This window comes from Streptomyces sp. NPDC054794 (assembly GCF_053611585.1).
Genome location: NZ_JBSHAQ010000063.1, coordinates 21,795 through 44,299, shown reverse-complemented (window position 1 = coordinate 44,299; position 22,505 = coordinate 21,795). Strand labels below are relative to the sequence as shown.

The 22,505-nt window shown below is 70.4% G+C and carries 22 protein-coding genes; 14 read left to right on the top strand and 8 right to left on the bottom strand.

Going from position 1 to position 22,505, the window contains the following annotated elements:
- Window positions 1–30: 30 nt before the first annotated feature.
- Window positions 31–885: an alpha/beta hydrolase gene (locus ACWGKT_RS41350; RefSeq protein WP_453277731.1), complete on the bottom strand. Its 855-nt coding sequence runs from the start codon at window positions 883–885 to the stop codon at window positions 31–33.
- A gap of 173 nt (window positions 886–1,058) precedes the next feature.
- Here ACWGKT_RS41350 and ACWGKT_RS41345 point away from each other — a divergent pair, with 173 nt between their 5' ends.
- From ACWGKT_RS41345 to ACWGKT_RS41320, 6 genes are all read left to right on the top strand, one after another.
- Window positions 1,059–1,838, top strand: a complete 780-nt coding sequence (locus ACWGKT_RS41345) for a winged helix-turn-helix transcriptional regulator (protein ID WP_453277730.1) — start codon at window positions 1,059–1,061, stop codon at window positions 1,836–1,838.
- 86 nt (window positions 1,839–1,924) lie between these two features.
- Window positions 1,925–2,947, top strand: a complete 1,023-nt coding sequence (locus ACWGKT_RS41340) for a LacI family DNA-binding transcriptional regulator (protein WP_235453531.1) — start codon at window positions 1,925–1,927, stop codon at window positions 2,945–2,947.
- A gap of 174 nt (window positions 2,948–3,121) precedes the next feature.
- Window positions 3,122–4,258 (top strand): S1C family serine protease, encoded by a 1,137-nt coding sequence (locus ACWGKT_RS41335; protein WP_453277729.1) that lies wholly within the window; start codon window positions 3,122–3,124, stop codon window positions 4,256–4,258.
- A gap of 48 nt (window positions 4,259–4,306) precedes the next feature.
- The gene (locus ACWGKT_RS41330) at window positions 4,307–4,537 is read left to right on the top strand and encodes a hypothetical protein (RefSeq protein ID WP_235453529.1); all 231 of its coding nucleotides are present in this window, start codon (window positions 4,307–4,309) and stop codon (window positions 4,535–4,537) included.
- A gap of 130 nt (window positions 4,538–4,667) precedes the next feature.
- Window positions 4,668–5,402, top strand: coding sequence for a response regulator transcription factor (locus ACWGKT_RS41325; RefSeq protein WP_356148910.1), 735 nt, complete (start codon window positions 4,668–4,670; stop codon window positions 5,400–5,402).
- Window positions 5,399–6,859: a sensor histidine kinase gene (locus ACWGKT_RS41320; RefSeq protein ID WP_453277728.1), complete on the top strand. Its 1,461-nt coding sequence runs from the start codon at window positions 5,399–5,401 to the stop codon at window positions 6,857–6,859. Before ACWGKT_RS41325 ends, ACWGKT_RS41320 begins: the two co-directional genes overlap by 4 nt.
- 80 nt (window positions 6,860–6,939) lie before the next feature.
- Here the strand turns inward: ACWGKT_RS41320 and ACWGKT_RS41315 are convergent, their stop codons facing one another.
- Entirely contained in the window at window positions 6,940–8,733 is a 1,794-nt protein-coding gene (locus ACWGKT_RS41315; protein ID WP_453277727.1) for a bifunctional metallophosphatase/5'-nucleotidase, read from the bottom strand.
- 160 nt (window positions 8,734–8,893) lie between these two features.
- On the opposite strand from ACWGKT_RS41315, the gene mshD reads away from it, so the two are divergent.
- The 4 genes from mshD (at window position 8,894) to ACWGKT_RS41295 (ending at window position 13,932) form a co-directional block, all read left to right on the top strand.
- The gene (gene mshD, locus ACWGKT_RS41310; protein ID WP_356148901.1) at window positions 8,894–9,820 is read left to right on the top strand and encodes a mycothiol synthase; all 927 of its coding nucleotides are present in this window, start codon (window positions 8,894–8,896) and stop codon (window positions 9,818–9,820) included.
- Window positions 9,821–10,017: 197 nt separating this feature from the next.
- The gene (locus tag ACWGKT_RS41305) at window positions 10,018–12,372 is read left to right on the top strand and encodes an RNA degradosome polyphosphate kinase (RefSeq protein WP_453277726.1); all 2,355 of its coding nucleotides are present in this window, start codon (window positions 10,018–10,020) and stop codon (window positions 12,370–12,372) included.
- On the top strand, window positions 12,353–13,480 hold the full coding sequence (locus ACWGKT_RS41300) for a CHAD domain-containing protein (protein ID WP_453277725.1): 1,128 nt from the start codon (window positions 12,353–12,355) through the stop codon (window positions 13,478–13,480). Before ACWGKT_RS41305 ends, ACWGKT_RS41300 begins: the two co-directional genes overlap by 20 nt.
- 29 nt (window positions 13,481–13,509) lie before the next feature.
- Window positions 13,510–13,932, top strand: coding sequence for an NUDIX hydrolase (locus ACWGKT_RS41295; RefSeq protein WP_235453522.1), 423 nt, complete (start codon window positions 13,510–13,512; stop codon window positions 13,930–13,932).
- A 57-nt stretch (window positions 13,933–13,989) separates the two neighbouring features.
- Here the strand turns inward: ACWGKT_RS41295 and ACWGKT_RS41290 are convergent, their stop codons facing one another.
- Window positions 13,990–14,163, bottom strand: a complete 174-nt coding sequence (locus ACWGKT_RS41290) for a hypothetical protein (protein ID WP_356148892.1) — start codon at window positions 14,161–14,163, stop codon at window positions 13,990–13,992.
- Between the two features lie 144 nt (window positions 14,164–14,307).
- Here ACWGKT_RS41290 and ACWGKT_RS41285 point away from each other — a divergent pair, with 144 nt between their 5' ends.
- Entirely contained in the window at window positions 14,308–15,162 is an 855-nt protein-coding gene (locus ACWGKT_RS41285; RefSeq protein WP_235453520.1) for a hypothetical protein, read from the top strand.
- A gap of 93 nt (window positions 15,163–15,255) precedes the next feature.
- A complete protein-coding gene (locus ACWGKT_RS41280) occupies window positions 15,256–15,429 on the top strand; it encodes a hypothetical protein (protein ID WP_356148887.1) in 174 nt (57 codons plus the stop codon).
- A gap of 39 nt (window positions 15,430–15,468) precedes the next feature.
- Here the strand turns inward: ACWGKT_RS41280 and ACWGKT_RS41275 are convergent, their stop codons facing one another.
- Window positions 15,469–15,795, bottom strand: a complete 327-nt coding sequence (locus ACWGKT_RS41275; protein ID WP_453277724.1) for a metal-sensitive transcriptional regulator — start codon at window positions 15,793–15,795, stop codon at window positions 15,469–15,471.
- Window positions 15,796–15,999: 204 nt separating this feature from the next.
- On the opposite strand from ACWGKT_RS41275, the gene ACWGKT_RS41270 reads away from it, so the two are divergent.
- A complete protein-coding gene (locus tag ACWGKT_RS41270; RefSeq protein ID WP_026252685.1) occupies window positions 16,000–16,620 on the top strand; it encodes a DUF47 domain-containing protein in 621 nt (206 codons plus the stop codon).
- Between the two features lie 7 nt (window positions 16,621–16,627).
- Complete coding sequence (locus tag ACWGKT_RS41265) at window positions 16,628–17,626, top strand: inorganic phosphate transporter (RefSeq protein ID WP_356148881.1); 999 nt, start codon at window positions 16,628–16,630, stop codon at window positions 17,624–17,626.
- 421 nt (window positions 17,627–18,047) lie between these two features.
- Here ACWGKT_RS41265 and pstB read toward each other — a convergent pair whose 3' ends face one another.
- From pstB to pstS, 4 genes are all read right to left on the bottom strand, one after another.
- Window positions 18,048–18,824, bottom strand: coding sequence for a phosphate ABC transporter ATP-binding protein PstB (gene pstB, locus ACWGKT_RS41260; protein WP_356148878.1), 777 nt, complete (start codon window positions 18,822–18,824; stop codon window positions 18,048–18,050).
- A 50-nt stretch (window positions 18,825–18,874) separates the two neighbouring features.
- A complete protein-coding gene (gene pstA / locus ACWGKT_RS41255; RefSeq protein ID WP_356148875.1) occupies window positions 18,875–19,936 on the bottom strand; it encodes a phosphate ABC transporter permease PstA in 1,062 nt (353 codons plus the stop codon).
- A complete protein-coding gene (gene pstC / locus ACWGKT_RS41250) occupies window positions 19,933–20,940 on the bottom strand; it encodes a phosphate ABC transporter permease subunit PstC (protein ID WP_356148872.1) in 1,008 nt (335 codons plus the stop codon). The genes pstA and pstC overlap by 4 nt, the downstream gene beginning before the upstream one ends.
- Window positions 20,941–21,094: 154 nt before the next feature.
- The gene (gene pstS, locus ACWGKT_RS41245) at window positions 21,095–22,225 is read right to left on the bottom strand and encodes a phosphate ABC transporter substrate-binding protein PstS (RefSeq protein ID WP_356148870.1); all 1,131 of its coding nucleotides are present in this window, start codon (window positions 22,223–22,225) and stop codon (window positions 21,095–21,097) included.
- Window positions 22,226–22,505: the final 280 nt, after the last annotated feature.

Sequence of the window (22,505 nt, the reverse complement as noted above, 5' to 3'; positions counted from 1 at the left end):
GGCGGATCGGCATCCGCACATCAACACCCGTCAGGCTAGCCCGTCAGGCCGGCCCGCCCGGGCGGCCGCCCAGTCCCCGATGCGGGACAGCAGGTCCTCGTCGACGGCGTGCTCGGCGTGGCCCATGCCGGGCTCCAGCCAGAGTTCCGCGTGCTCGCCGGCCGCGGCGGCCAGCATCCGGGGGTGGTCGAGGGGGAAGTAGGCGTCGCGGTCGCCGTGCACGATCAGCAGCGGGGTCGGCGCGAACCTCGGGACCGCCTCCACCGGCGACAGCGGCACCGGGTTCCACTCGCGGTGGTGGATGCGGGTACGGAAGCCGTAGCGGCCGACCATGCGCCCCTCGGGGCGGGTGACCAGCCAGTGCAGGCGGCGCATGGGGGCGGTCCCCCGGTAGTACCACCGGGCCGGGGCGCTGACCGAGACCACCGCGTCGACGCCCGGGTACAGGGCCGCGTGCCGCAGCACCACCGAGCCGCCCATGGAGAAGCCGACGGTCACCACGTGCGCGTGCCCGAGCCCGCGCGCCCACTCCACGGCGGCCGCCAGGTCGAGCACCTCCCGGTCGCCGACCGTGGAGCGGCCGCCGGAGGCGCCGTGGCCCCGGAAGGAGAAGGTGACGACGGCGCCGTGCCGGGCGAGCACGGAGGCCACGCGGCGCACGTGCGGGCGGTCGACGTCGCCGGTGAAGCCGTGCGCGACGACGAACACCAGGCCACGGGAGGGTGACGGGGACCCGTCGTATACGACCGCTCCCGGGTTGTATACGGAATCGATGGAAACCCCGTCGGCCGTGTGCAGAAACGTCCGCATAGGTGTGCGTCTGCTCGTCTCGCAGTTCGGACAAACGGTGGAACGTGCCCCATGACCTGCCGGACCGTTGCTCATGTCGGCTATTCTGCTGGGCAGAGGACTCGGGCAGCGCAGCCCCCGGGTCCTTTTGTGCTTTCGGAAGCGTTGTATACGAAGCGGGAAACCGCAGGTGTACGGGGCACCGGGATCGCAGAGCAGTGTCGAAGTGCCACAAACGTCCTCGCGGGGACCGAGGAGGAACCAGACCTATGAGTTCTCTGCTGCTCCTGACCAACGCCCTCCAGCCGTCGACGGAGGTGCTTCCGGCCCTCGGTCTGCTCCTGCACAACGTGCGGGTGGCTCCGGCGGAGGGACCCGCGCTCGTCGACACCCCGGGCGCCGACGTCATCCTGATCGACGGACGCCGCGACCTGCCCCAGGTGCGCAGCCTGTGCCAGCTGCTGCGCTCCACCGGCCCCGGCAGTCCGCTGATCCTGGTCGTGACCGAGGGCGGCCTCGCGGCCGTCACCGCCGACTGGGGCATCGACGACGTGCTGCTGGACACCGCCGGCCCCGCCGAGGTGGAGGCGCGCCTGCGCCTGGCCATGGGCCGACAGCAGATCGTCAACGACGACTCCCCCATGGAGATCCGCAACGGCGACCTGTCCGTCGACGAGGCGACCTACAGCGCCAAGCTCAAGGGCCGCGTCCTGGACCTCACCTTCAAGGAGTTCGAGCTCCTCAAGTACCTCGCGCAGCACCCGGGCCGCGTCTTCACCCGCGCCCAGCTGCTGCAGGAGGTCTGGGGCTACGACTACTTCGGCGGCACCCGGACCGTCGACGTCCACGTACGGCGGCTTCGCGCCAAACTCGGACCGGAGCACGAGTCCCTGATCGGCACCGTCCGAAACGTCGGTTATCGATTCGTTACCCCCGAGAAGGGCGACCGTTCCTCGGACGAGGCGAAGGCCAAGGCGGCCCGGCCGAACCAGGAGGATGCGGGCACATCGGCGGTCCCGGACACCGCCGAGGTACCGGCCGAGGCATAGCCGACGCCGGGCCGGGGCATTGCTTCCGCACAGGGAAGCTGCGATACGCCCTGCCCAGAGCGGGTCCATCCGCGTAGACTCCGCGCGTGGCCAAGGTGACTCGGGATGATGTGGCGCGGCTGGCGGGTACTTCCACCGCCGTTGTCAGCTATGTCATCAACAACGGACCCCGGCCGGTCGCCCCGGCCACGCGCGAGCGTGTCCTCGCCGCGATCAAGGAACTGGGGTACCGGCCCGACCGGGTCGCCCAGGCCATGGCCTCGCGGCGCACGGACCTCATAGGCCTGATCATCCCGGACGCCCGCCAGCCCTTCTTCGGGGAGATGGCGCACGCGGTCGAGCAGGCCGCCTCCGAGCGCGGGAAGATGGTGCTCGTCGGCAACACCGACTACATCAGCGAACGCGAGGTCCACTATCTGCGGGCCTTCCTCGGCATGCGCGTCTCGGGCCTGATCCTGGTCAGCCACGCGCTGAACGACCTGGCCGCCGCCGAGATCGAGGCCTGGGACGCCCGGGTGGTGCTGCTGCACGAGCGGCCCGAGGCGATCGACGACGTCGCCGTCGTCACGGACGACCTGGGCGGCGCCCAGCTCGCCGTGCGCCACCTCCTGGAACACGGCTACGAGTACGTCGCCTGTATGGGTGGCACCGCCGAGACCCCCGCGGTCGGCGACCCGGTCTCCGACCACGTCGAGGGCTGGCGGCGCGCGATGGCCGAGGCCGGGATCCCGACGGAGGGCCGGCTGTTCGAGGCGCCGTACAACCGCTACGACGCCTACCGGGTGGCCCTGGACGTCCTGTCCGGCCCGAACCGTCCGCCCGCGGTCTTCTGCTCCACCGACGACCAGGCGATCGGTCTGCTGCGTGCCGCGCGCGAGCTGCGCCTCGACGTGCCGGGTGAGCTGGCGGTGGCCGGCTTCGACGACATCAAGGAGGCGGCGCTGGCCGACCCGCCGCTGACGACGATCGCGTCGGACCGCTCGGCGATGGCCCGGGCCGCCGTGGACCTCGTCCTCGACGACGGGCTGCGGGTGGCGGGGTCGCGTCGCGAGCGGCTGAAGACCTTCCCGTCGCGCCTGGTGGTCCGGACGTCCTGCGGCTGCGAGTGAGCGACGGCCCGCGCTCCTGACAACCCGCGTTCCTGACGACCTGCCTTCCTGAAGGCCGGCTGAGAACGCTCACCGAGCGGCGGGAACGCTCTTTACATCGGGCGAACAAGGTTCTGCCGGGCTTCTCAGGGAGCACTCAGGAAGCTCTCATGGTCGCGGGACAAGCTCTGTGTCATGACCGAGAGCTTCCGCCGCAGCGGCGCGTACGAGAACCCTCAGGGCGACGCCTACCAGGCCGCGTACCCCCAGCAGCAGCACGCGTCCACCCCCGTGGACCCGCAGTGGCCGGCCCCGCCGGCCCACCGCCCCGCGCAGCCGATCACCGTCGAGCCGGGCACCACCGTCCGGCCGCCCGCGACCGCGACGGGCGGCGACGGCGGCCACGGCGGCGGCACCGCTCTCCTGCCCACCGTCCCGGCGGGCGCCGGTCCCGCGCCGCAGCGAAAGCGCAGCCGGGGCACGGCGGCCCTGCTCGCCGCGGTCGCGCTGGTCGCGGCGGCCGTGGGCGGCGGCACCGCGTACGCGTTCCAGGAGCTGACCAGCAAGGACACCGTCGCCACCAGCACCACCACGAACGTGGTGCCGGCCGGCAAGAAGGGCGACGTCGCCGCCATCGCCTCCGCGGTCAGCCCGAGTGTCGTCGAGATCAAGGCGACGCTCGACAACGGCTCGTCCACCGGCTCCGGCGTGATCATCACGTCCGACGGCGAGATCGTCACCAACAACCACGTCGTCTCCGGCGCCTCGTCGATCAAGGCGACGACCAGCGACGGCAAGAGCTACACCGCCGAGGTCGTCGGCACCGACAGCTCCAAGGACCTCGCGCTCATCAAGCTGCACAACGCCTCCGGCCTCAAGGCCGCCGCCCTCGGCAACTCCGACGGGGTCCAGGTCGGTGACACGGTCGTGGCGATCGGCTCGCCCGAGGGCCTGACCGGCACCGTCACCAGCGGCATCGTCTCCGCCCTCAACCGTGACGTCACCGTCTCCACCGACGAGAACCAGGGCCAGAACCAGGGCGGCGACGGCCAGTGGCCGTTCCAGTTCGGCGGCCGGGAGTTCAACGGCGACACGGGGTCGTCCACCACGACCTACAAGGCGATCCAGACCGACGCGTCCCTCAACCCCGGCAACTCCGGCGGCGCGCTGATCGACGCCGGCGGCAACATCGTCGGAATCAACTCCGCGATGTATTCGTCGAGTTCCGCGTCCTCGTCGTCCGAGGCGGGCAGCGTCGGCCTCGGCTTCGCGATCCCCGTCAACACCGTCAAGGCCGACCTGGCCAAGCTGCGGGCCGGCTCCACCAGCTGAGACACCCCGACACCCCGAGCGGGGAACAGGGGGAACAGGAGGCACGTCATGATCAGGAAGATCTCGCACCCGATGACCGACACCGGCCCGGCCGGTCTGACGCTGGCCCTGCACGTGGCGTACGCGCTCCACGCCCCCGTCGAGCCGACGCCGGCCCCTCGACTCGCGCCGCGGGCCCCGGAGGTCGCGGTGCCCCAGATGATGGGCCTGCGCATGCCGGCCGCCCGCCCGCACCTGCACAAGGTCCCGCTGAAGCGACTCGACACGCTGCGCGGCTGAACCCCTGCCCGCCCCTGCTCGCCGCCCCGGGCGGCTCGCCCACCCTCACGCACCGGAAACGTGCGAGGCTGATGAGGACCCGCCCACGACCCCCGTCCACAACCCACCGCACCCCCGAGGACCGCGAGCGATGAGCCCCGCCGAAGGCGACCGTGAACCCCAGCGCATCCTGATCGTCGACGACGAGCCCGCCGTGCGCGAGGCACTCCAGCGCAGCCTCGCCTTCGAGGGGTACGACACGGAGGTCGCGGTCGACGGCGCGGACGCCCTGGAGAAGGCGACCGCCTACCGGCCCGACCTGGTCGTCCTGGACATCCAGATGCCCCGGATGGACGGTCTGACGGCGGCCCGCCGGATCCGTGGCGCCGGGGAGACCACGCCGATCCTGATGCTGACGGCACGGGACACGGTCGGCGACCGCGTCACCGGGCTCGACGCCGGCGCGGACGACTACCTGGTCAAGCCCTTCGAGCTGGACGAGCTCTTCGCCCGCATCCGGGCCCTGCTGCGGCGCAGCTCGTACGCGGCCGCGGTCGCGGGCACGGTTGCGGACGACGAGGCGCTCACCTTCGCCGACCTGCGCATGGACCTCGCGACCCGTGAGGTCACGCGCGGCGGCCGCAAGGTGGAGCTGACCCGCACCGAGTTCACGCTGCTGGAAATGTTCATGGCCCACCCGCGCCAGGTGCTCACCCGCGAGCAGATCCTCAAGGCGGTGTGGGGCTTCGACTTCGAGCCGTCGTCGAACTCCCTGGACGTCTACGTCATGTACCTGCGCCGCAAGACCGAGGCGGGCGGCGAGCCGCGGCTCGTGCACACGGTCCGTGGCGTGGGGTACGTGCTGCGGCAGGGCGGCGCCGAGTGAACAGGATCGGGCGCCGGTTCCGCGTACTGCCGATCCGGGCGCGGCTGTCCCTGCTGGTGGCGGCGGCGGTGGCGTTCGCGGTGGCGGCGGTCTCGGTCACCTGCTGGTTCATCGTGCAGCGGAAGCTGTACGACCAGGTCGACAACGACCTGCGCAAGGCCGTGTCCATGCCCCGGCTGCAGCAGTCGGACCTGATCAACGGCGCCCTCGCCGACTGCACCCAGACTCCGCAGGAGACCTTCGGCGGCGGCCTGCGGAGCACCTACTCGCAGGTGGTCAGGGAGGACGGCACCCCCTGCCTGTTCCAGTCCTCGGTGGGGCGGGTCAACGTCGGCCAGGCCGACAAGGACGTGGTCAAGAACGCCAGCGGCCCCGATGCCCACGGCGTCTTCCACAACGCCACCGCCTCGGACGGCGACGACGTACGCGTGCTGACCATCCCCACGGTCCTGCTCGATCCCGCCAAGGGGACCGCCACCAACGCCGCGCTCATGGCCGCCGTGCCCCTGAAGGGCACCCAGTCCACCCTCAACGACCTGGCCCTGATCCTCCTCCTCGTCTCCGGTGTCGGGGTCGTCGGCGCCGGTGCGGCCGGTCTGGCCGTGGCCCGCGCGGGCCTGCGTCCCGTCGACAAGCTCACCGAGGCGGTCGAGCAGGTGGCCCGCACCGAGGACCTGAGCGTCCGCATCCCGGTCGAGGAGGACAGCGAGGACGAGATCGCCCGCCTGTCCCGCTCCTTCAACTCCATGACCTCGGCCCTGGCCAGCTCGCGCGAGCTGCAGCAGCAGCTGATCGCCGACGCCGGCCACGAACTCCGGACCCCGCTGACCTCCCTGCGTACCAACATCGAACTCCTCACCCGGAGCGAGGAGACGGGCCGGCCGATCCCGCCGGAGGACCGCAAGGCGCTGCTCGCCTCGGTGAAGGCGCAGATGACGGAACTGGCCTCGCTCATCGGCGATCTGCAGGAGCTGTCCCGCTCGGCGGGCCAGCGCGGCGAACGCGTCCAGGTGGTCGCCTTCCAGGACACGGTGACGGCGGCCCTGGGCCGCGCCCGCCTGCGCGGCCCGGAGCTGACGATCACGGCGGACATGGAGCCCTGGTACGTCCAGGCGGAGCCGTCGGCGCTCGAACGCGCGGTGGTCAACATCCTGGACAACGCCGTGAAGTTCAGCCCCGACGGCGGCACGATCGACGTGCGGCTGGAGAAGGGCGTCCTGACGGTCCGCGACCACGGCCCCGGCATCCCCGAGGACGAACTCCCGCACGTCTTCGACCGCTTCTGGCGCTCCCCGAGCGCCCGCGCCCTGCCCGGCTCCGGCCTGGGCCTGTCCATCGTCGCCCGCACGGTCCAGCAGGCCGGCGGCGAGGTGTCGGTGACCCGCGCGGAGGGCGGCGGCACGACGGCGACGATCCGCCTCCCGGGCGCCCCTACGGCACCGCCCGAGGCGCCGTAAGCCGTCAGCCCACGCGCAAAGGACAGGCCCGGCGCGTACGCAGGGTACGTGCCGGGCCCGGCGGCGAGCCGCGGTGGTGTCTACTTCACGATCGTGATCCGGTTCGCGGCCGGGGGCGCGATCGGCGTGCTGGGCGAGGAGTTGGCCAGCAGGTACTTCTCCAGCGCGGCCAAGTCGTCCGTGCCGACCAGGTCGTTGGTGCCCTGACCGAGCGTCGGAAAGCCGTCGCCGCCGCCCGCGAGGAAGCTGTTCGTCGCGACACGGTAGGTGGCGGCGGGGTCGATGGCGGCACCGTTCAGCTTGATCGAGTCGGTGACCACCCGGTCCGCGCCCGCCTTCGTCATGTCCAGTGTGTAGGTGAGGCCCGAGGACGGCTGCAGGATCTTCGGCGCGGCCGTGTTGGAGCCGCTCACCTGCTCCTTCAGTGCCTGGATCAGCTGGGCACCGGTGAAGTCCTGGAGGTTGACCGTGTTGGAGAACGGCTGGACCGTGAAGCCCTCGGCGTAGGTGACGACGCCGTCGCCCTCACTGCCCTTGGCCGCGTAGGTCAGACCGGCCCGCACCCCGCCGGGGTTCATCAGGGCGAGGTCCGTCTGCGGGTCCAGCTCCTTGCCGTACGCCAGCTGCGCGTCGGCGATCAGGTCGCCCATCGGGGACTCGGTGCCGGTGTTGTTGACGTCGCCGGAGATGTAGCCGATGGCGCGGTTGCCGATCGGGGCGGCCAGGGTGTTCCACTTGTCGATCAGCGCGGTCATGTCGGGCGCCTTGGCGACGTCCCGGGTGACCACGTGGTTCGCGGACTTCACGGCCGTCCGGGCGATGTCACCCGTCCAACGGTCGTACGTCAGCGTGGTGTCCGTGTAGAGCCGGCCGAAGGAGGCCGCCGAGGTGACCATGCGCGGGCGGCCCGCCGGGTCGTTGACCGTGCACACGTACGCCGTGTGGGTGTGGCCGGTGACCAGCGCGTCCACGGCCGGCGTGACGTTCTTCGCGATGTCGACGATCGGGCCCGAGATGCCGGCGCCCGCGCCCGGGGAGTCGCAGTCGTAGTTGTACGCGGAGGACGACGGCAGGCCGCCCTCGTGGATCAGCGCGACGATCGACTGGACGCCCTGGCGCTGCAGCACCTTGGCGTACTTGTTGATCGTCTCGACCTCGTCCTTGAACTTGAGGCCCTTGACACCGTCCGCCGAGACGATGTCCGGCGTGCCCTCCAGGGTGACGCCGATGAAGCCGATCTTGACGTCCCGCTTCTTCCACACCCAGTAGGGCTTGAGGATCGGCCTGCCGGTCTTCTCGTCCTGGACGTTCGCCGCGAGGTAGGGGAAGTTCGCGCCCTGGAACTCCTCCCCGCCGTAGCAGCCGTCGGTGGGGTGGCAGCCGCCGTTCTGCAGCCGGGCCAGCTCCCGGGCACCCTCGTCGAACTCGTGGTTGCCGACCGAGGTGACGTCGAGCTTCAGGCCGTTGAGGGCCTCGATGGTGGGCTCGTCGTGGAAGAGGCCCGAGATCAGCGGGGAGGCGCCGACCATGTCGCCGCCGGCCGCGGTGATGGAGTACGGGTGGCCCTGGCGGGCCTGGCGCAGATGCGTGGCGAGGTACTCGACACCGCCCGCGTCGACGGTCTTCGTCGTGCCGTCGGGCTGGAGTTCGGTGACCCGGCCGGAGGAACCGGAGGGCGGTTCGAGATTGCCGTGCAGGTCGTTGAACGAGAGGAGTTGGACGTCCTGGTAACGGCTCGGGCGCTGCGCGCCCTGCTCGTCGCCGTGCGCCTGGGCCGGCAGCGCGGCGGCCAGGGCCGCGGCGGTGGCGAGGGCGGCCGTCGTCGCGAGGAGCGCGTACGTGCGGCGTCTGGTGCCACGGGGCGTGGCTGGCATGGGACCCCCCTGTGGGTCGGCTGTGCTGGAAGTGGGCCGGTCCGGCGCAGCCTAGGGTCAACGCGCGTAGCGGGACAGGGGGTTCGTGGTTACATCCTGGTTTTCCTTTGCCTGTTCCCTTACCGCCACTTTGCCTGGGGCTCGCCGTACCCTCATACGCATGACCAGCGACGACACCGTACGGGCCTTTCCCTCCCGCTCCATCGAGACCTACTCCGCGCTCTCCGATGACCAGGCCGAGGCCGTGCTCGGGCTGCTCGCGGAGGCCGCCCGGACCGACGGGCAGCAGCCGGTGTCCGAGCAGGGGCGGCTGCAACTGCGCGGAGGCACGCGCGAGGGCGTCTCGCATCTGCTGCTGACCGTGGGCGGCGAACTCGTCGGGTACGCCCAGCTGGAGGACACCGATCCGGTCGAGGCGCCGGCCGCCGAACTCGTCGTACACCCCTCGCACCGCGGGCACGGGCACGGGCGGGCGCTCGGCTCGGCGCTGCTCGCCGCCTCCGGAAAGCGGCTGCGGGTGTGGGCGCACGGCGGGCACTCCGCCGCCCGGCACCTCGCCCAGGTCCTGGGGCTCACCCTGTTCCGTGAACTGCGGCAGATGCGGCGGCCGTTGACCGACCTGGAGCTGCCCGACCCGAAGCTGCCGGACGGTGTGCGCGTGCGCGCCTTCGCGCCGGGGCAGGACGACGCGGCCTGGCTCGCCGTCAACGCCGCCGCCTTCGCGCACCACCCCGAACAGGGCTCCCTGACCCAGCGCGACCTCGACGACCGCATGGCCGAGCCCTGGTTCGACCCGGCCGGCTTCTTCCTGGCCGAGCGCGAGGGCCGGATCGTCGGCTTCCACTGGACCAAGGTGCACGCCGAGGAGGGACTCGGCGAGGTGTACGTCCTCGGGGTCGCCCCGGGGGCCCAGGGCGGCGGGCTCGGCAAGGCCCTCACCACCGTCGGCCTGCGGCACCTGGCCGCGCAGGGCATGCCGACGGCGATGCTGTACGTGGACGCCGACAACAAGGCGGCCGTCTCGGTGTACGAGCGGCTGGGCTTCCTGACGCACGAGACGGACCTGATGTACCGCACGGAGACGTGAAACCGTGGCTCACGGTCACGAAAGAGGCACGTACGGGAGCGGCTCCGGGCCCGCCGCCAGACGCTCGGCGCAGCCGCCGCCACCTTCGGCGTAGTACGGGAACCCGGTCGGCGTAGACGCCCGGGAGCCGCTCCCGCATATCCCGCACGTCATGTCTCCGTAACCATCGATTCAGGTGGACTTGCGACCCTCAGCCAATGCAGCCTGCCGTGCCAGAGCCTTCACAGCCCCCCGAGGGGCCCGCGCGCAACGGTTCCGTGACGCTCCCACCCGCACGTTCCGACGCGCCCGACACGCCCCTGGCGCGGAACAATGGGGTCATGAGTCAGCCAAACGCCCAGGCACAGGTCCAGCACGCGCAGCCCTCCGTGGGCTCCATAGCCGCGCACCGCCCCCACACGGTGGCGGCGGCGGTCTCCGACCTGGAACCCGACATCGACGCCGACCTCGACGCGTACGAGGAGTCGCAGGCTGACGGGTCCCAGCTGCCGCAGGGTCGATTCCTCGACCGGGAACGCAGCTGGCTCGCGTTCAACGAGCGCGTCCTCGAACTCGCCGAGGATCCGAACACGCCCCTTCTGGAGCGTGCCAATTTCCTGGCGATCTTCGCCAGCAACCTGGACGAGTTCTTCATGGTCCGGGTCGCCGGTCTGAAGCGCCGCATCGCGACGGGTGTCGCCACCCGTTCGGCATCCGGCCTCCAGCCCCGTGAGGTGCTGGAGATGATCTGGGCCCGCTCGCGCGAGCTCATGGCCCGGCATGCCGCCTGCTACCACGAGGACGTCGCGCCCGCCCTCGCGGAGGAGGGCATCCACCTGGTCCGCTGGAGCGAGCTGACGGAGAAGGAGCAGGCCCGGCTCTTCACGCTGTTCCGGCACCAGATCTTCCCGGTCCTGACCCCGCTGGCGGTCGACCCGGCGCACCCCTTCCCGTACATCTCCGGCCTGTCCCTGAACCTGGCCGTGGTCGTACGGAACCCGGTCAGCGGCCACAAGCACTTCGCCCGCGTGAAGGTGCCGCCGCTGCTGTCCCGCTTCCTGGAGGCCGCCCCGGGCCGCTACGTCCCGCTGGAGGACGTCATAGCCGCCCACCTGGAAGAGCTCTTCCCGGGCATGGAGGTCCTGGAGCACCACGCGTTCCGGCTCACCCGGAACGAGGACCTGGAGGTCGAGGAGGACGACACCGAGAACCTGCTCCAGGCCCTGGAGAAGGAACTCATGCGGCGCCGCTTCGGACCGCCGGTGCGCCTGGAGGTCGAGGAGTCCATCGACCGCGAGGTCCTCGACCTGCTGGTGCGCGAGCTGAAGATCGGCGAGGCCGAGGTGTACCCGCTGCCGGGTCCGCTCGACCTCACCGGCCTGTTCCGCATCCACGGCCTGGACCGGCCCGAGCTGAAGTACCCCAAGTTCATCGCCGGCACGCACCGCGACCTGGCCGAGGTGGAGTCCGCCTCCGCGCCGGACATCTTCGCCGCGCTGCGCAGCCGGGACGTGCTGCTGCACCACCCGTACGACTCCTTCTCGACGTCCGTGCAGGCCTTCCTGGAGCAGGCGGCCTCCGACCCGGACGTCCTCGCGATCAAGCAGACCCTGTACCGGACCTCCGGCGACTCCCCGATCGTCGACGCGCTCATCGACGCCGCCGAGTCCGGCAAGCAGGTCCTCGTGCTGGTCGAGATCAAGGCCCGCTTCGACGAGCACGCCAACATCAAGTGGGCGCGCAAGCTGGAGGAGGCCGGCTGCCACGTCGTCTACGGCCTGGTCGGCCTGAAGACGCACTGCAAGCTGTCCCTGGTGGTGCGCCAGGAGGGCGAGACGCTCCGCCGCTACAGCCACGTCGGCACGGGCAACTACCACCCGAAGACCGCGCGGCTGTACGAGGACCTCGGCCTGCTCACCGCCGACCCGCAGGTCGGCGCGGACCTGTCCGACCTGTTCAACCGGCTGTCCGGCTACTCCCGCCGGGAGACCTACCGCCGGCTGCTGGTCGCCCCCAAGTCCCTGCGCGACGGCCTGATCTCACGGATCAACAAGGAGGTCCAGCACCACCGTGCGGGCCGTCCGGCGTTCATCCGCTTCAAGGTCAACTCCATCGTCGACGAGGCCGTCATCGACGCGCTCTACCACGCGACCCAGGCGGGCGTGCCGGTCGACGTATGGGTGCGCGGCATCTGCGCGGTGCGCCCGGGCGTCCCCGGCCTGTCCGAGAACATGCGCGTACGGTCCATCCTCGGCCGCTTCCTGGAGCACTCCCGGGTGTTCGCCTTCGGCAACGGCGGCGAGCCCGAGGTCTGGATCGGCAGCGCCGACATGATGCACCGCAACCTCGACCGCCGGATAGAGGCGCTGGTCCGGGTCACCGACCCCGCGCATCGAGCCGCGCTCAACCGGCTCCTCGAAACCGGCATGTCCGACACCACCTCCTCCTGGCACCTGGGCCCGGACGGGGAGTGGACCCGGCACGCGACGGATGCGGACGGACAGCCCCTCCGCAACATCCAGGAGATGCTCATAGACGCCCGGAGGCGCCGGCGTGGCACAGCAACACCTTGACCCGACGGACCCCTCGGCCGCGGTCTCCCCCAAGCTCTCGACTGCGCTCGAGCAGGGAGGCGCCCCCATCGGGGACGCCCTGGCGGGCTACCTGCGTGCCCAGGCCACGGAGTTCCTCCGTGCGTTGCGGCTGCACCGGGAGAACGGGGCGGCCTGCGGCCCGGAGGAATCCGTCGACGCGGCGCGTGCCCTGCGCCGCTCGGCCCGCCGTATCAGCGGCAGCCTGCACACCTTCCGCCCGCTCCTCGACTCCGACTGGTCGGAGGAGATCCGCCCCGAACTGGCCTGGCTGTCGGGGACGCTGGGGCTGGAGCACGCGTACGAGGCGAGGCTGGAACGGCTGCTGCTCGCGCTGCACCGGCTGTCGGGGTCGACCGCGTTCCCGGGACAGACGGCCGGCTCCGCGGGAGCCGGCCGGTCCGCGGGCGCGAGGGCATCCGGCGGCACCGGTCCGGCCGTGCCGGCCCCGGCCGTCCCGGAGCGCGGCAACCTCACCGTCGGCGCGGCCAAGGCCGGGGCGCTGCTCGAACGGCAGCTCACCCTGGCCCGGACCCGCGCCCACTCCACCGCGCTCCAGGCCCTGGGTTCCTCGCGCTTCCACGCGGTGGCCGACAAGGTCGCCGTGCTGGCCAGCGAGGTGCCGCTGACCCCGGCCGCCCCCACCGCCGACCTGCGGCCGCACGCCGCGGCTGCCCAGGAGCGGCTGACGGACGCGATCGCCACGCTGCCCCTGGTCACCGCCGGCCACCCCTACAACGCGGAGGCGCTGATCCACGGCCTGTCCCCGGACCCGGCCCCGCACCCGCAGGACGGCCCCTGGCACCAGGTCCGCCTGCTGCTGCGCCTGCACCGCTACGCCCGCGAGGTCCTCTACGGGAGCGGCGCACCCGTGGACGTACGCCTGCTCGCCGCCGGCCAGGCCCTGAACCGGCACCGCGACGCCTCGGAGGCGGCCGCGGCCGCGGCCCAGGCGGCGCGCACCCCGCGCATCGCCCCGGCGACGGCATACGCCCTCGGCGTGCTCCATGCCGATCAGCGGCACGAGGTGGAGGCGGCGCGGTTCGCGTTCCAGCAGTCGTGGCAGAAACAGACGGTTAGCGCACCCTGACCCTCCCCAGGAGGCGGTGAAGACATCCGGTGACGTATGCGAAGGACACCACTGTCCAGGCCGCGGGCTGCGTTCTGTGGCGTCGCTCGCCGGTGGACGGCGGCCTGGAGGTCTGCCTCGTCCACCGGCCGAAGTACGACGACTGGTCCCACCCCAAGGGCAAGCTGAAGCGCGGCGAGGACCCGCTCGCCGGGGCGGTGCGGGAGGTGGCGGAGGAGACCGGCTATTCCGCCGTCGTCGGCGCCGCGCTGCCCACCGCGCACTATCTGGCCAACGGCCGCCCCAAGCAGGTCCGTTACTGGGCGGCCGAGGCCGTCTCGGGTCGCTTCACCCCGAACGACGAGGTGGACCGCATCCTGTGGCTGTCCCCCACCGCGGCCCGGGCACGCCTGACTCAGCCGCGCGACCGGGAACTCGTCGACGCACTGATCCGGCAGTTCGAACACACGTAGCCGGCGGCCCGGAGCGTTCGTAGAAGGGCCGCGGGCCGCGCGGCCCGCCCCCTGCTCTCAGTGGCCCGCCCGGTGGCCCTGAGCGTCCGTCCTGGCCTGGCTTCTGGCTCTGCGGGCCGGGCCGCGCCAGCCGCAGGTGCACCGGGCGAGGCAGAAGCGGCCCTGTTCATACGTCGTGGTGTGGTGCTCCGGGAACTGCGGGGCGCGCTCCGGCCCCTCCTGCTGCGTCACATGGACAACGTTACCCACACCGGAGTAAAGCCCTTCCCACCCTTCGGTATGCCCCGGCCAACGCGTGACGGCCCGGGACCGCCCGTCGTTAACCGGAACGACAGGGGGCCCGTGACGGACGTACCGGCTGGGGGTAGGCAGGCGATGGATCGGCGGCAGTACAGGGGCGCGGGTGTGACGGTCGCCGCGATGGGACTCGTGATCGGGCTGGGGGTGTGCGGCACGGGGTGCGCGGGCAGCGGCGCCGCCGCGGAGGACGCCCGCGGCGCGGAGGACGCCGTCGGCACGCTGCATCGCGCCGCCGACGCCCTGCGCGACGCGGGCAGCTCGAAGGCCACCACCTCGATGGAGATGGCCACCGGCGGCACTCGGGTCACCATCCGCGGCAGGGGCGTGTACGACTACCGGCGCCGGCTGGGCCGGCTCACCGTGCAGTTGCCGCAGGACCCCTCGGGGGCCGACGAGCACCGGCCGATCACCGAGCTCCTCGCGCCCGGCGCCCTGTTCATGAAGAACCGCGGCGCGGGCGTGCCCGCCGACAAGTGGGTCCGGGTCGAGACGGCGACGCTCTCCGACGGCAACCTCGTGACGGGCGGCGCGACGGATCCGTACGCCGCGGCGGAGCTGCTGCGCGGCACCCGCACGGCGACCTACCTGGGGCGGACCGAGCTGGCCGGAACCGAGGTGCGGCACTTCCGGGGCACGGCCGATCTCGCCACCGCGGCGAAGAGCGCCTCGGCGGGCAACAAGCCTTCCTTGGCAGCGGCGGCGAAAGGGTTCGCCACGGCCGAGGTTCCGTTCGACGCCTACCTCGACGACCAGGGCCGCATCCGCAAGCTCCGGCAGCGCTTCAGCTTCGTCAACGGGCAGCAGAAGGCCACCGTGGCGGTCGCCTCGACGACGCTGCTGTACGACTTCGGCGTCCCGGCGGACGTACGGCTGCCGCGCTCGAAGGACATCTACGCGGGACGAATCGCCGAAAATCAGCCGGAGAACTAGCCGGTAACCATCTCGCGAACTAGCCCTTCCGTGCCATGCGCGGTGTGTAGACCACTGCCTACTCTAGGAAGTCGGTACGGCAGAGAAGAGGTGATGCGCGTGGCTCCGGTCGGCGGTACGGCAGTACAGGACCACGTGGCCCTCGCCGAGATCGAGCTGTGCGGAGACCTGATCATCGCGGCCTCGGCCGCCGAGGAGCGGCTCAGCCTGGAGAGCATCGACGAGGTGCTGCGCGTGGCCGAGGAGCGGGACGCCTCCGCGCAGTGAGCCCGGGTACGCGCCGAGCCCGCATCCGCGGGGCGTGGCTCAGGTGCGCAGGAGCCGGCCGATCGCCTTCGTCGCCTCCTCCACCTTGGCGTCGATCTCGTCACCGCCCTTGAGGGCCGCGTCCGCGACGCAGTGCCGCAGGTGCTCCTCCAGCAGCTGCAGCGCGAAGGACTGCAGGGCCTTGGTGGAGGCGGACACCTGGGTGAGTATGTCGATGCAGTACGTGTCCTCGTCGACCATGCGCTGCAGACCGCGGATCTGCCCCTCGATCCGGCGCAGCCGCTTGAGGTGCTCTTCCTTCCGCTTGTGGTATCCGTGCGTGGGGCCCCCGGAGGGGGCTGTCGCATCGGCCTCGGTGGTCGTCATCGCGGCCTCCCTCTCAGACGGTCCAGACAGATACCCCTAGAGGGTATATCGTAGCGAACTTTGCTGGGTATAGGGCCCTTGGTGAACGCCCCCGTGATGATCACTTTGTCCAATGGGCGACACTTGAGGACGGCCCAATAGCCGTGGCCGAATGTTGCGCCTAGCATCAGCCTGACCGAAACCGAAGCACCCCGAGGACCCCACGTGCGATTTCGTCTGACCCCCAGGGAGACGAGCTTCTATGACATGTTCGCCGCATCCGCGGACAACATCGTCACTGGCTCGAAACTCCTCATGGAACTGCTCGGGGCGGACGCATCCGCCCGGGCCGAGATCGCAGAGCGTATGCGGGCAGCGGAACACGCGGGTGACGACGCCACGCACGCGATCTTCCACCAGCTGAACTCCTCGTTCATCACGCCGTTCGACCGTGAGGACATCTACTCCCTCGCGTCGTCCCTGGACGACATCATGGACTTCATGGAGGAGGCCGTCGACCTGGTCGTCCTCTACAACGTCGAGGAGCTCCCCAAGGGCGTCGAGCAGCAGATCGAGGTGCTGGCGCGGGCGGCCGAGCTGACCGCGGAGGCCATGCCGCACCTGCGCACCATGGACAACCTCACCGAGTACTGGATCGAGGTCAACCGGCTGGAGAACCAGGCCGACCAGATCCACAGAAAGCTTCTCGCCCACCTCTTCAACGGCAAGTACGACGCGATCGAGGTGCTCAAGCTGAAGCAGATCGTGGACGTCCTGGAGGAAGCGGCGGACGCCTTCGAGCACGTGGCGAACACGGTGGAGACCATCGCCGTCAAGGAGTCCTGAGGCGTCCATGGACACCTTCGCTCTGGTCGTGACCATCGCGGTCGCGCTCTTCTTCACCTATACGAACGGCTTCCACGACTCGGCGAACGCCATCGCGACGTCGGTGTCGACGCGGGCGCTGACGCCGCGGGCGGCTCTGGCGATGGCCGCGGTCATGAATCTGGCCGGTGCCTTCCTGGGCTCCGGTGTCGCCAAGACGGTCAGTGAAGGCCTGATCGAGACGCCCCGGGGTTCCCACGGTATGGGCATCCTGTTCGCGGCGCTCCTCGGCGCGATCACCTGGAACCTGATCACCTGGTACTTCGGTCTGCCCTCCTCTTCCTCCCACGCCCTGTTCGGCGGCCTGGTGGGCGCGGCGCTCGCCGGCGGCACGACCGTGCTGTGGAACGGCGTCCTCGACAAGGTCATCATCCCGATGTTCCTGTCGCCGCTGGTCGGCCTCGTCGTCGGCTACCTGGTCATGACGGCGATCATGTGGATCTTCCGGCGGTCCAACCCGCACAAGGCCAAGCGCGGCTTCCGGATAGCGCAGACGGTGTCGGCGGCGGGCATGGCCCTCGGACACGGTCTGCAGGACGCGCAGAAGACCATGGGCGTCGTGGTGATGGCCCTGGTCATTTCCGGCCATGAGACGTACGGCGACCCGATCCCGGCGTGGGTCAAGATCGTCTGTGCGGTGATGCTGTCGCTGGGCACCTACGCGGGTGGCTGGCGGATCATGCGCACGCTGGGGCGGAAGATCATCGAGCTGGATCCGCCGCAGGGGTTCGCGGCGGAGACGACCGGTGCGTCGATCATGTTCACCACGGCGTATCTCTTCAAGGCGCCGATCTCCACGACGCATGTCATCACGTCGGCGATCATGGGTGTCGGTGCGACGAAGCGGGTGAACGCCGTGCGGTGGGGGGTCGCCAAGAACATCGTCATGGGCTGGTTCATCACGATGCCGGCGGCAGCGGCGGTCGCCGCGCTCGCCTTCGGCGCCGTGAACCTGGTGTTCCTGTAGCCCGAGGGGCTCGGCTCCCTGGGCCCCTTTGTTTCCCACCCACCCAGCCACCCTTCTCGGTGACCTGAAAGGTGCCCCCGGGCAACACGGTCACGCCCACTTCCGAGCCACCGAGCACCTGCCGCCGGCCCGCCAAGCGCCTGCCTCCAGCACACCGAGGGTTCGCCGTCGGTCCACCGAGCACTCGCCGCCCCACCAACCCGCACCCCAAGCCCTCACCTCCCGGCCAACCGAGTCGGGTGGTGGGTGGGCGCAGGGGCGGGAGTCCAGGGGGCGGAGCCCCCTGGGGGCGTGGCGGCAGGTACCGGGACACGGGAAAAACGAACGGGCCCGCCCCCGGGAGCCAGGGGCGGGCCCTTTTCGTCCTCGCGGTGGCACCGCCATGCAGCACCGCGAGGGGTTCTATTCCACCGGCATCGGCTCAGCCGAAGCGGCCGGAGATGTAGTCCTCCGTGGCCTGGACCGACGGGTTGGAGAAGATCCGCTCCGTGTCGTCGATCTCGATCAGCCGGCCGGGCTGCCCGACGGCGGCGAGGTTGAAGAACGCCGTACGGTCGGAGACACGCGCCGCCTGCTGCATGTTGTGCGTCACGATGACGATCGTGAAGCGCTCCTTCAGCTCACCGATCAGGTCCTCGATGGCGAGGGTGGAGATCGGGTCCAGGGCGGAGCAGGGCTCGTCCATGAGCAGCACCTTCGGCTCGACCGCGATCGCGCGGGCGATGCACAGACGCTGCTGCTGACCACCGGACAGACCCGAGCCGGGCTTGTTCAGCCGGTCCTTGACCTCGTTCCAGAGGTTCGCGCCCTTGAGCGACTTCTCGACGACGTCGTTGAGCTCGCTCTTCTTGAACTTGCCGTTCAGGCGCAGGCCCGCCGCGACGTTGTCGAATATCGACATCGTCGGGAACGGGTTCGGGCGCTGGAACACCATGCCCACCTCGCGGCGGACCGACACCGGGTCGATGCCGGCGCCGTACAGGTCCTCGTCGTCCAGCAGCACCTTGCCCTCGACGCGGCCACCGGGGGTGACCTCGTGCATCCGGTTGAGGGTGCGCAGGAACGTCGACTTGCCGCAGCCGGAGGGACCGATGAACGCGGTCACGGAGCGCGGCTCGACCGTCATCGAGATGTCTTCTATCGCCTTGTGGGAGCCGTAGTAGGCGGTGAGTCCGCTTACGTCGATTCGCTTGGCCATGTGTCTACTTCACTTCCAGAAATTCAAGCTTCGGTCGCTGTATGGCCGCGTCAGCGACCGGTCTTCGGGGCCTTCCAGCGGGCGATGCCGCGGGCCACCATGTTGAGGATCATCACGAAGGCGATCAGCGTGAGCGAGGCGGCCCACGCGCGGTCGTACGCCGCGTTGGCACCCGCGCTCTGCGAGTACTGCTGGTAGATGTACAGCGGCAGCGACGCCTGCGCGCCCTCGAACGGGTTGTTGTTGATGAAGGGGTTGCCGAAGACCAGCAGCAGCACCGGCGCGGTCTCACCCGCGATACGGGCGATGGCCAGCATCACGCCGGTGGTGATACCGCCGATGGAGGTCGGCAGGACGACCTTGAGGATAGTCCGCCACTTCGGCACACCGAGCGCCAGCGAGGCCTCGCGCAGCTCGTTCGGTACGAGCTTGAGCATCTCCTCGGTGGAGCGGACCACGACGGGCATCATCAGGATGGCCAGGGCCAGCGAACCCGCGAAGCCGAAGGGCTGCATGTCGAAGATCAGCATGAGGCTGAGGATGAACAGACCCGCGACGATCGACGGGATACCGGTCATCACGTCGACGAAGAACGTGACCGCACGGGCGAGGTTCCCGCGCCCGTACTCCACCAGGTAGATCGCGGTGAGGATGCCGATCGGGGCACCGATCAGGGTGGCCAGGCCGACCTGCTCCAGGCTGCCGATGATGGCGGCGTAGATGCCGCCGCCCGGCTCGGAGTCGGCGACGACACCCATGGAGTGGGACAGGAAGTAGACGTCGAGGACCTTCACGCCGCGGGCCACGGTCACCCAGATCAGGGAGACCAGCGGGACGACGGCGAGCAGGAAGGCGACCCAGACGAGCGAGGTCGCGATGCGGTCCTTGGCCTGGCGCCGGCCCTCGACCTTGGCAGCGATGCCGTAGGTGCCGAGGAGGAAGAGGACCGCGGCGATCAGACCCCACTGGACCTTGCTGTCCAGGCCGGCCCCGAGGCCGATGCCGATCGCGACGGCGAGGGAGCCGCCGGCGATGGCCCAGGGGGACCACTTCGGGAGGCTGGCGCCGCGCAGCGTGCTGACGCGCTTGTGGCTGACGGCTGCGGTGCTCATGCGTTGGCCCCCGAGTACTCCTTGCGGCGGGCGATGATCGCGCGGGCCGCGCCGTTGACCAGCAGGGTGATGACGAACAGGACCAGACCGGAGGCGATCAGCGCGTCACGGCCGTCCGGTGTCGCCTCGCTGAACTTGCTGGCGATGTTCTGGGCGAAGGTGCCGCCACCCGGGTCGAGCAGGCTGGCCTGGATGTCGAAGCTGGGGGAGAGGACGGTGGCCACGGCCATCGTCTCGCCGAGGGCCCGGCCGAGGCCGAGCATCGAGGCGGAGATCACGCCGGAGCGGCCGAAGGGCAGCACCGACATGCGGATGACCTCCCAGCGCGTGGCGCCGAGGGCCAGGGCCGCCTCCTCGTGCGTCTGCGGGACCTGGCGGAAGACCTCACGGCTCACGTTGGTGATGATCGGCAGGATCATGATCGCGAGCAGGATGCCGACGGTGAGCATCGACCGAGGGGCGCCGCCCTGCCAGGAGAAGATGCCGGTCCAGCCGAAGTAGTCGTTGAGCCAGCCGTAGAGGCCGTTCATGTGCGGTACGAGGATGAGCGCACCCCACAGGCCGTACACGATGGACGGCACGGCGGCGAGGAGGTCGATCACGTACGCGACGGGGCCGGCCAGCCTGCGCGGCGCGTAGTGCGTGATGAAGAGCGCGATGGCGACCGCGATCGGGACCGCGATGACCATGGCGACGATCGAGGAGACGATCGTGCCGAAAGCGAGCACCGCGATGCCGAAGGTCGGCGGCGTGAGGTTGGTGTTCCACTCGAAGGTGGTGAGGAAGTTGCCGTGGTCCTTGCTGATCGCGAGGGAGGCGCGGTAGGTGAGGAAGACCGCGATCGCGGCCATGATCACCAGCAGCAGAATGCCCGACCCGCGGGAGAGACCGAGGAAAATGCGGTCACCGGGCCGGGTGGCACCGCGGGCGGATCGCTTCTGCTCGGCCGCGGAAGGCTGGGGGGTGGGGGGAGATGCGTCTGTCGTCTGTGTCGATATGTCCATCGGGTTCTCCGGTCTGCGGAGCCGCGGGGTGGGCGGCTCCATGGAGCCGGTGCACCCGTGAGGTGATCTCACGGGTGCGGGGCTCCGGGCGGCGGTGCACCGGACGGTGCGGGCCCGGACCTGGTTGGGATCGGGCCCGCACACTCGGATCAGGTCAGCTCAGGCCCTCGATGGTGGTGCGGACCTTGGCGATGATGTCGTCGGGAACGGGCGCGTAGTCGATGCCCGAAAGGACCTTCTGGCCGTCCTCGCTGGCGATGTAGCGCAGGAAGGCCTTGGTGGCGGGCAGGGTGTCCGCCTTGTTGCCCTTGTCGCAGATGATCTCGTACGTGACCAGGGTGAGCGGGTAGGCGCCCTCGGCCTTGGTGTTGTAGTCGAGCTGGAGCGACAGGTCCTTGCCGGTGCCGATGACCTTCGCGGCCGCGATGTCGGCGGTGGCGCTGTCGGTGCTGGGCGCGACCGGCTTGCTGGCGCCCGTGTCGATGGAGACCGCCTTGATGCCGTCGGCGACGTACGACAGCTCGAAGTAACCGATGGCGCCGGAGGTCTGCTTCACCTGCTGGGCCACACCCGCGGACTGCGGAGCGGACTGGCCGCCCTTGGCCTGCCAGGCCTTGCCGCCGGAGTACTTCCAGTTGTTCGGGGTGGTGGCGATCAGGTACTTGGTGAAGTTGTCCGTGGTGCCGGACTCGTCCGAGCGGTGGTACGGCTGGATCTTGAGGTCGGGAAGCTTCACGCCGGGGTTCAGCTTCTTGATCGCCGCGTCGTTCCAGTTCGTGATCTTGCTGTCGAAGATCTTCGCAAGCGTCGGCGCGTCCAGGACCAGGTTGTCGACACCCGGGACGTTGTAACCAACGGCGATCGGGCCGCCGACCATCGGCAGGTCGATGCCCTGGCCGCCGGAGCAGACCTTCTTGGAGGCGGTGACCTCTTCGGGCTTCAGCGCGGAGTCGGAGCCGGCGAAGGCGACCTGACCCTGCGTGAACGCGGTGACGCCCGCGCCCGAGCCGCCGCCCTTGTAGTTGATCTGCACACCACAGGCCTGCGAGAACTGCTTCACCCAGGCGTCGATCGCGTTCTTCTGCGCGGAGGAGCCGTCGGCGAGCAGCTGACCCTTGGCGTCGTCGCACTTGATCGAGCCGGCGCTGGCCGAAGCCGTCGACTTGCTGCCCGAGTCGTTCTTGCCGGTGTCGTCCGAGCCGCACGCCGTCAGGGCCAGGGCGCCGGAGACGGCGACAGCACCGAGGGAAAGGGCGCGCAGCCGGTTCTTGCGCTGAAGCTTCACTTTCGGGAGTTCCTTCCAGGAGCCGCCACCGTCGGCGGCGTGCGAAGTCGTCGTGGTGCGAGTGCCGACTAGGTCGCACTCCGCACCGGGTAAGGCCGAAATTAGGCAGAACAGGTGAAGCCGCCGAAGGCCATAAGTGAACGGCGGGTGAACCCCTGCCGTCGGCCTGGTTAGGTCACGGAATGCTCACGGGGAGGGCACGCGCAGGTCCCGACTTCCCAAGGGTTACACAGGCGGTCCGCGCGGCATCCGCGATGAGTGCAAACCCGCCGCGCACACG

Bases quoted from the DNA above. Each gene is read 5' to 3' on its own strand.
- ACWGKT_RS41330 (WP_235453529.1), top strand. From the start codon at position 4,307: ATGATCAGGAAGATCTCGCACCCGATGACCGACACCGGCCCGGCCGGT.
- pstA (WP_356148875.1), bottom strand. From the start codon at position 19,936: ATGAGCACCGCAGCCGTCAGCCACAAGCGCGTCAGCACGCTGCGCGGC.
- ACWGKT_RS41345 (WP_453277730.1), top strand. From the start codon at position 1,059: ATGAGTTCTCTGCTGCTCCTGACCAACGCCCTCCAGCCGTCGACGGAG.
- ACWGKT_RS41280 (WP_356148887.1), top strand. From the start codon at position 15,256: ATGCGCGTGGCTCCGGTCGGCGGTACGGCAGTACAGGACCACGTGGCC.
- pstB (WP_356148878.1), bottom strand. From the start codon at position 18,824: ATGGCCAAGCGAATCGACGTAAGCGGACTCACCGCCTACTACGGCTCC.
- ACWGKT_RS41350 (WP_453277731.1), bottom strand. From the start codon at position 885: ATGAGCAACGGTCCGGCAGGTCATGGGGCACGTTCCACCGTTTGTCCG.
- ACWGKT_RS41265 (WP_356148881.1), top strand. From the start codon at position 16,628: ATGGACACCTTCGCTCTGGTCGTGACCATCGCGGTCGCGCTCTTCTTC.
- ACWGKT_RS41275 (WP_453277724.1), bottom strand. From the start codon at position 15,795: ATGACGACCACCGAGGCCGATGCGACAGCCCCCTCCGGGGGCCCCACG.
- ACWGKT_RS41305 (WP_453277726.1), top strand. From the start codon at position 10,018: ATGCAGCCTGCCGTGCCAGAGCCTTCACAGCCCCCCGAGGGGCCCGCG.
- ACWGKT_RS41325 (WP_356148910.1), top strand. From the start codon at position 4,668: ATGAGCCCCGCCGAAGGCGACCGTGAACCCCAGCGCATCCTGATCGTC.
- ACWGKT_RS41335 (WP_453277729.1), top strand. From the start codon at position 3,122: ATGACCGAGAGCTTCCGCCGCAGCGGCGCGTACGAGAACCCTCAGGGC.
- ACWGKT_RS41315 (WP_453277727.1), bottom strand. From the start codon at position 8,733: ATGCCAGCCACGCCCCGTGGCACCAGACGCCGCACGTACGCGCTCCTC.
- pstC (WP_356148872.1), bottom strand. From the start codon at position 20,940: ATGGACATATCGACACAGACGACAGACGCATCTCCCCCCACCCCCCAG.
- mshD (WP_356148901.1), top strand. From the start codon at position 8,894: ATGACCAGCGACGACACCGTACGGGCCTTTCCCTCCCGCTCCATCGAG.
- ACWGKT_RS41285 (WP_235453520.1), top strand. From the start codon at position 14,308: ATGGATCGGCGGCAGTACAGGGGCGCGGGTGTGACGGTCGCCGCGATG.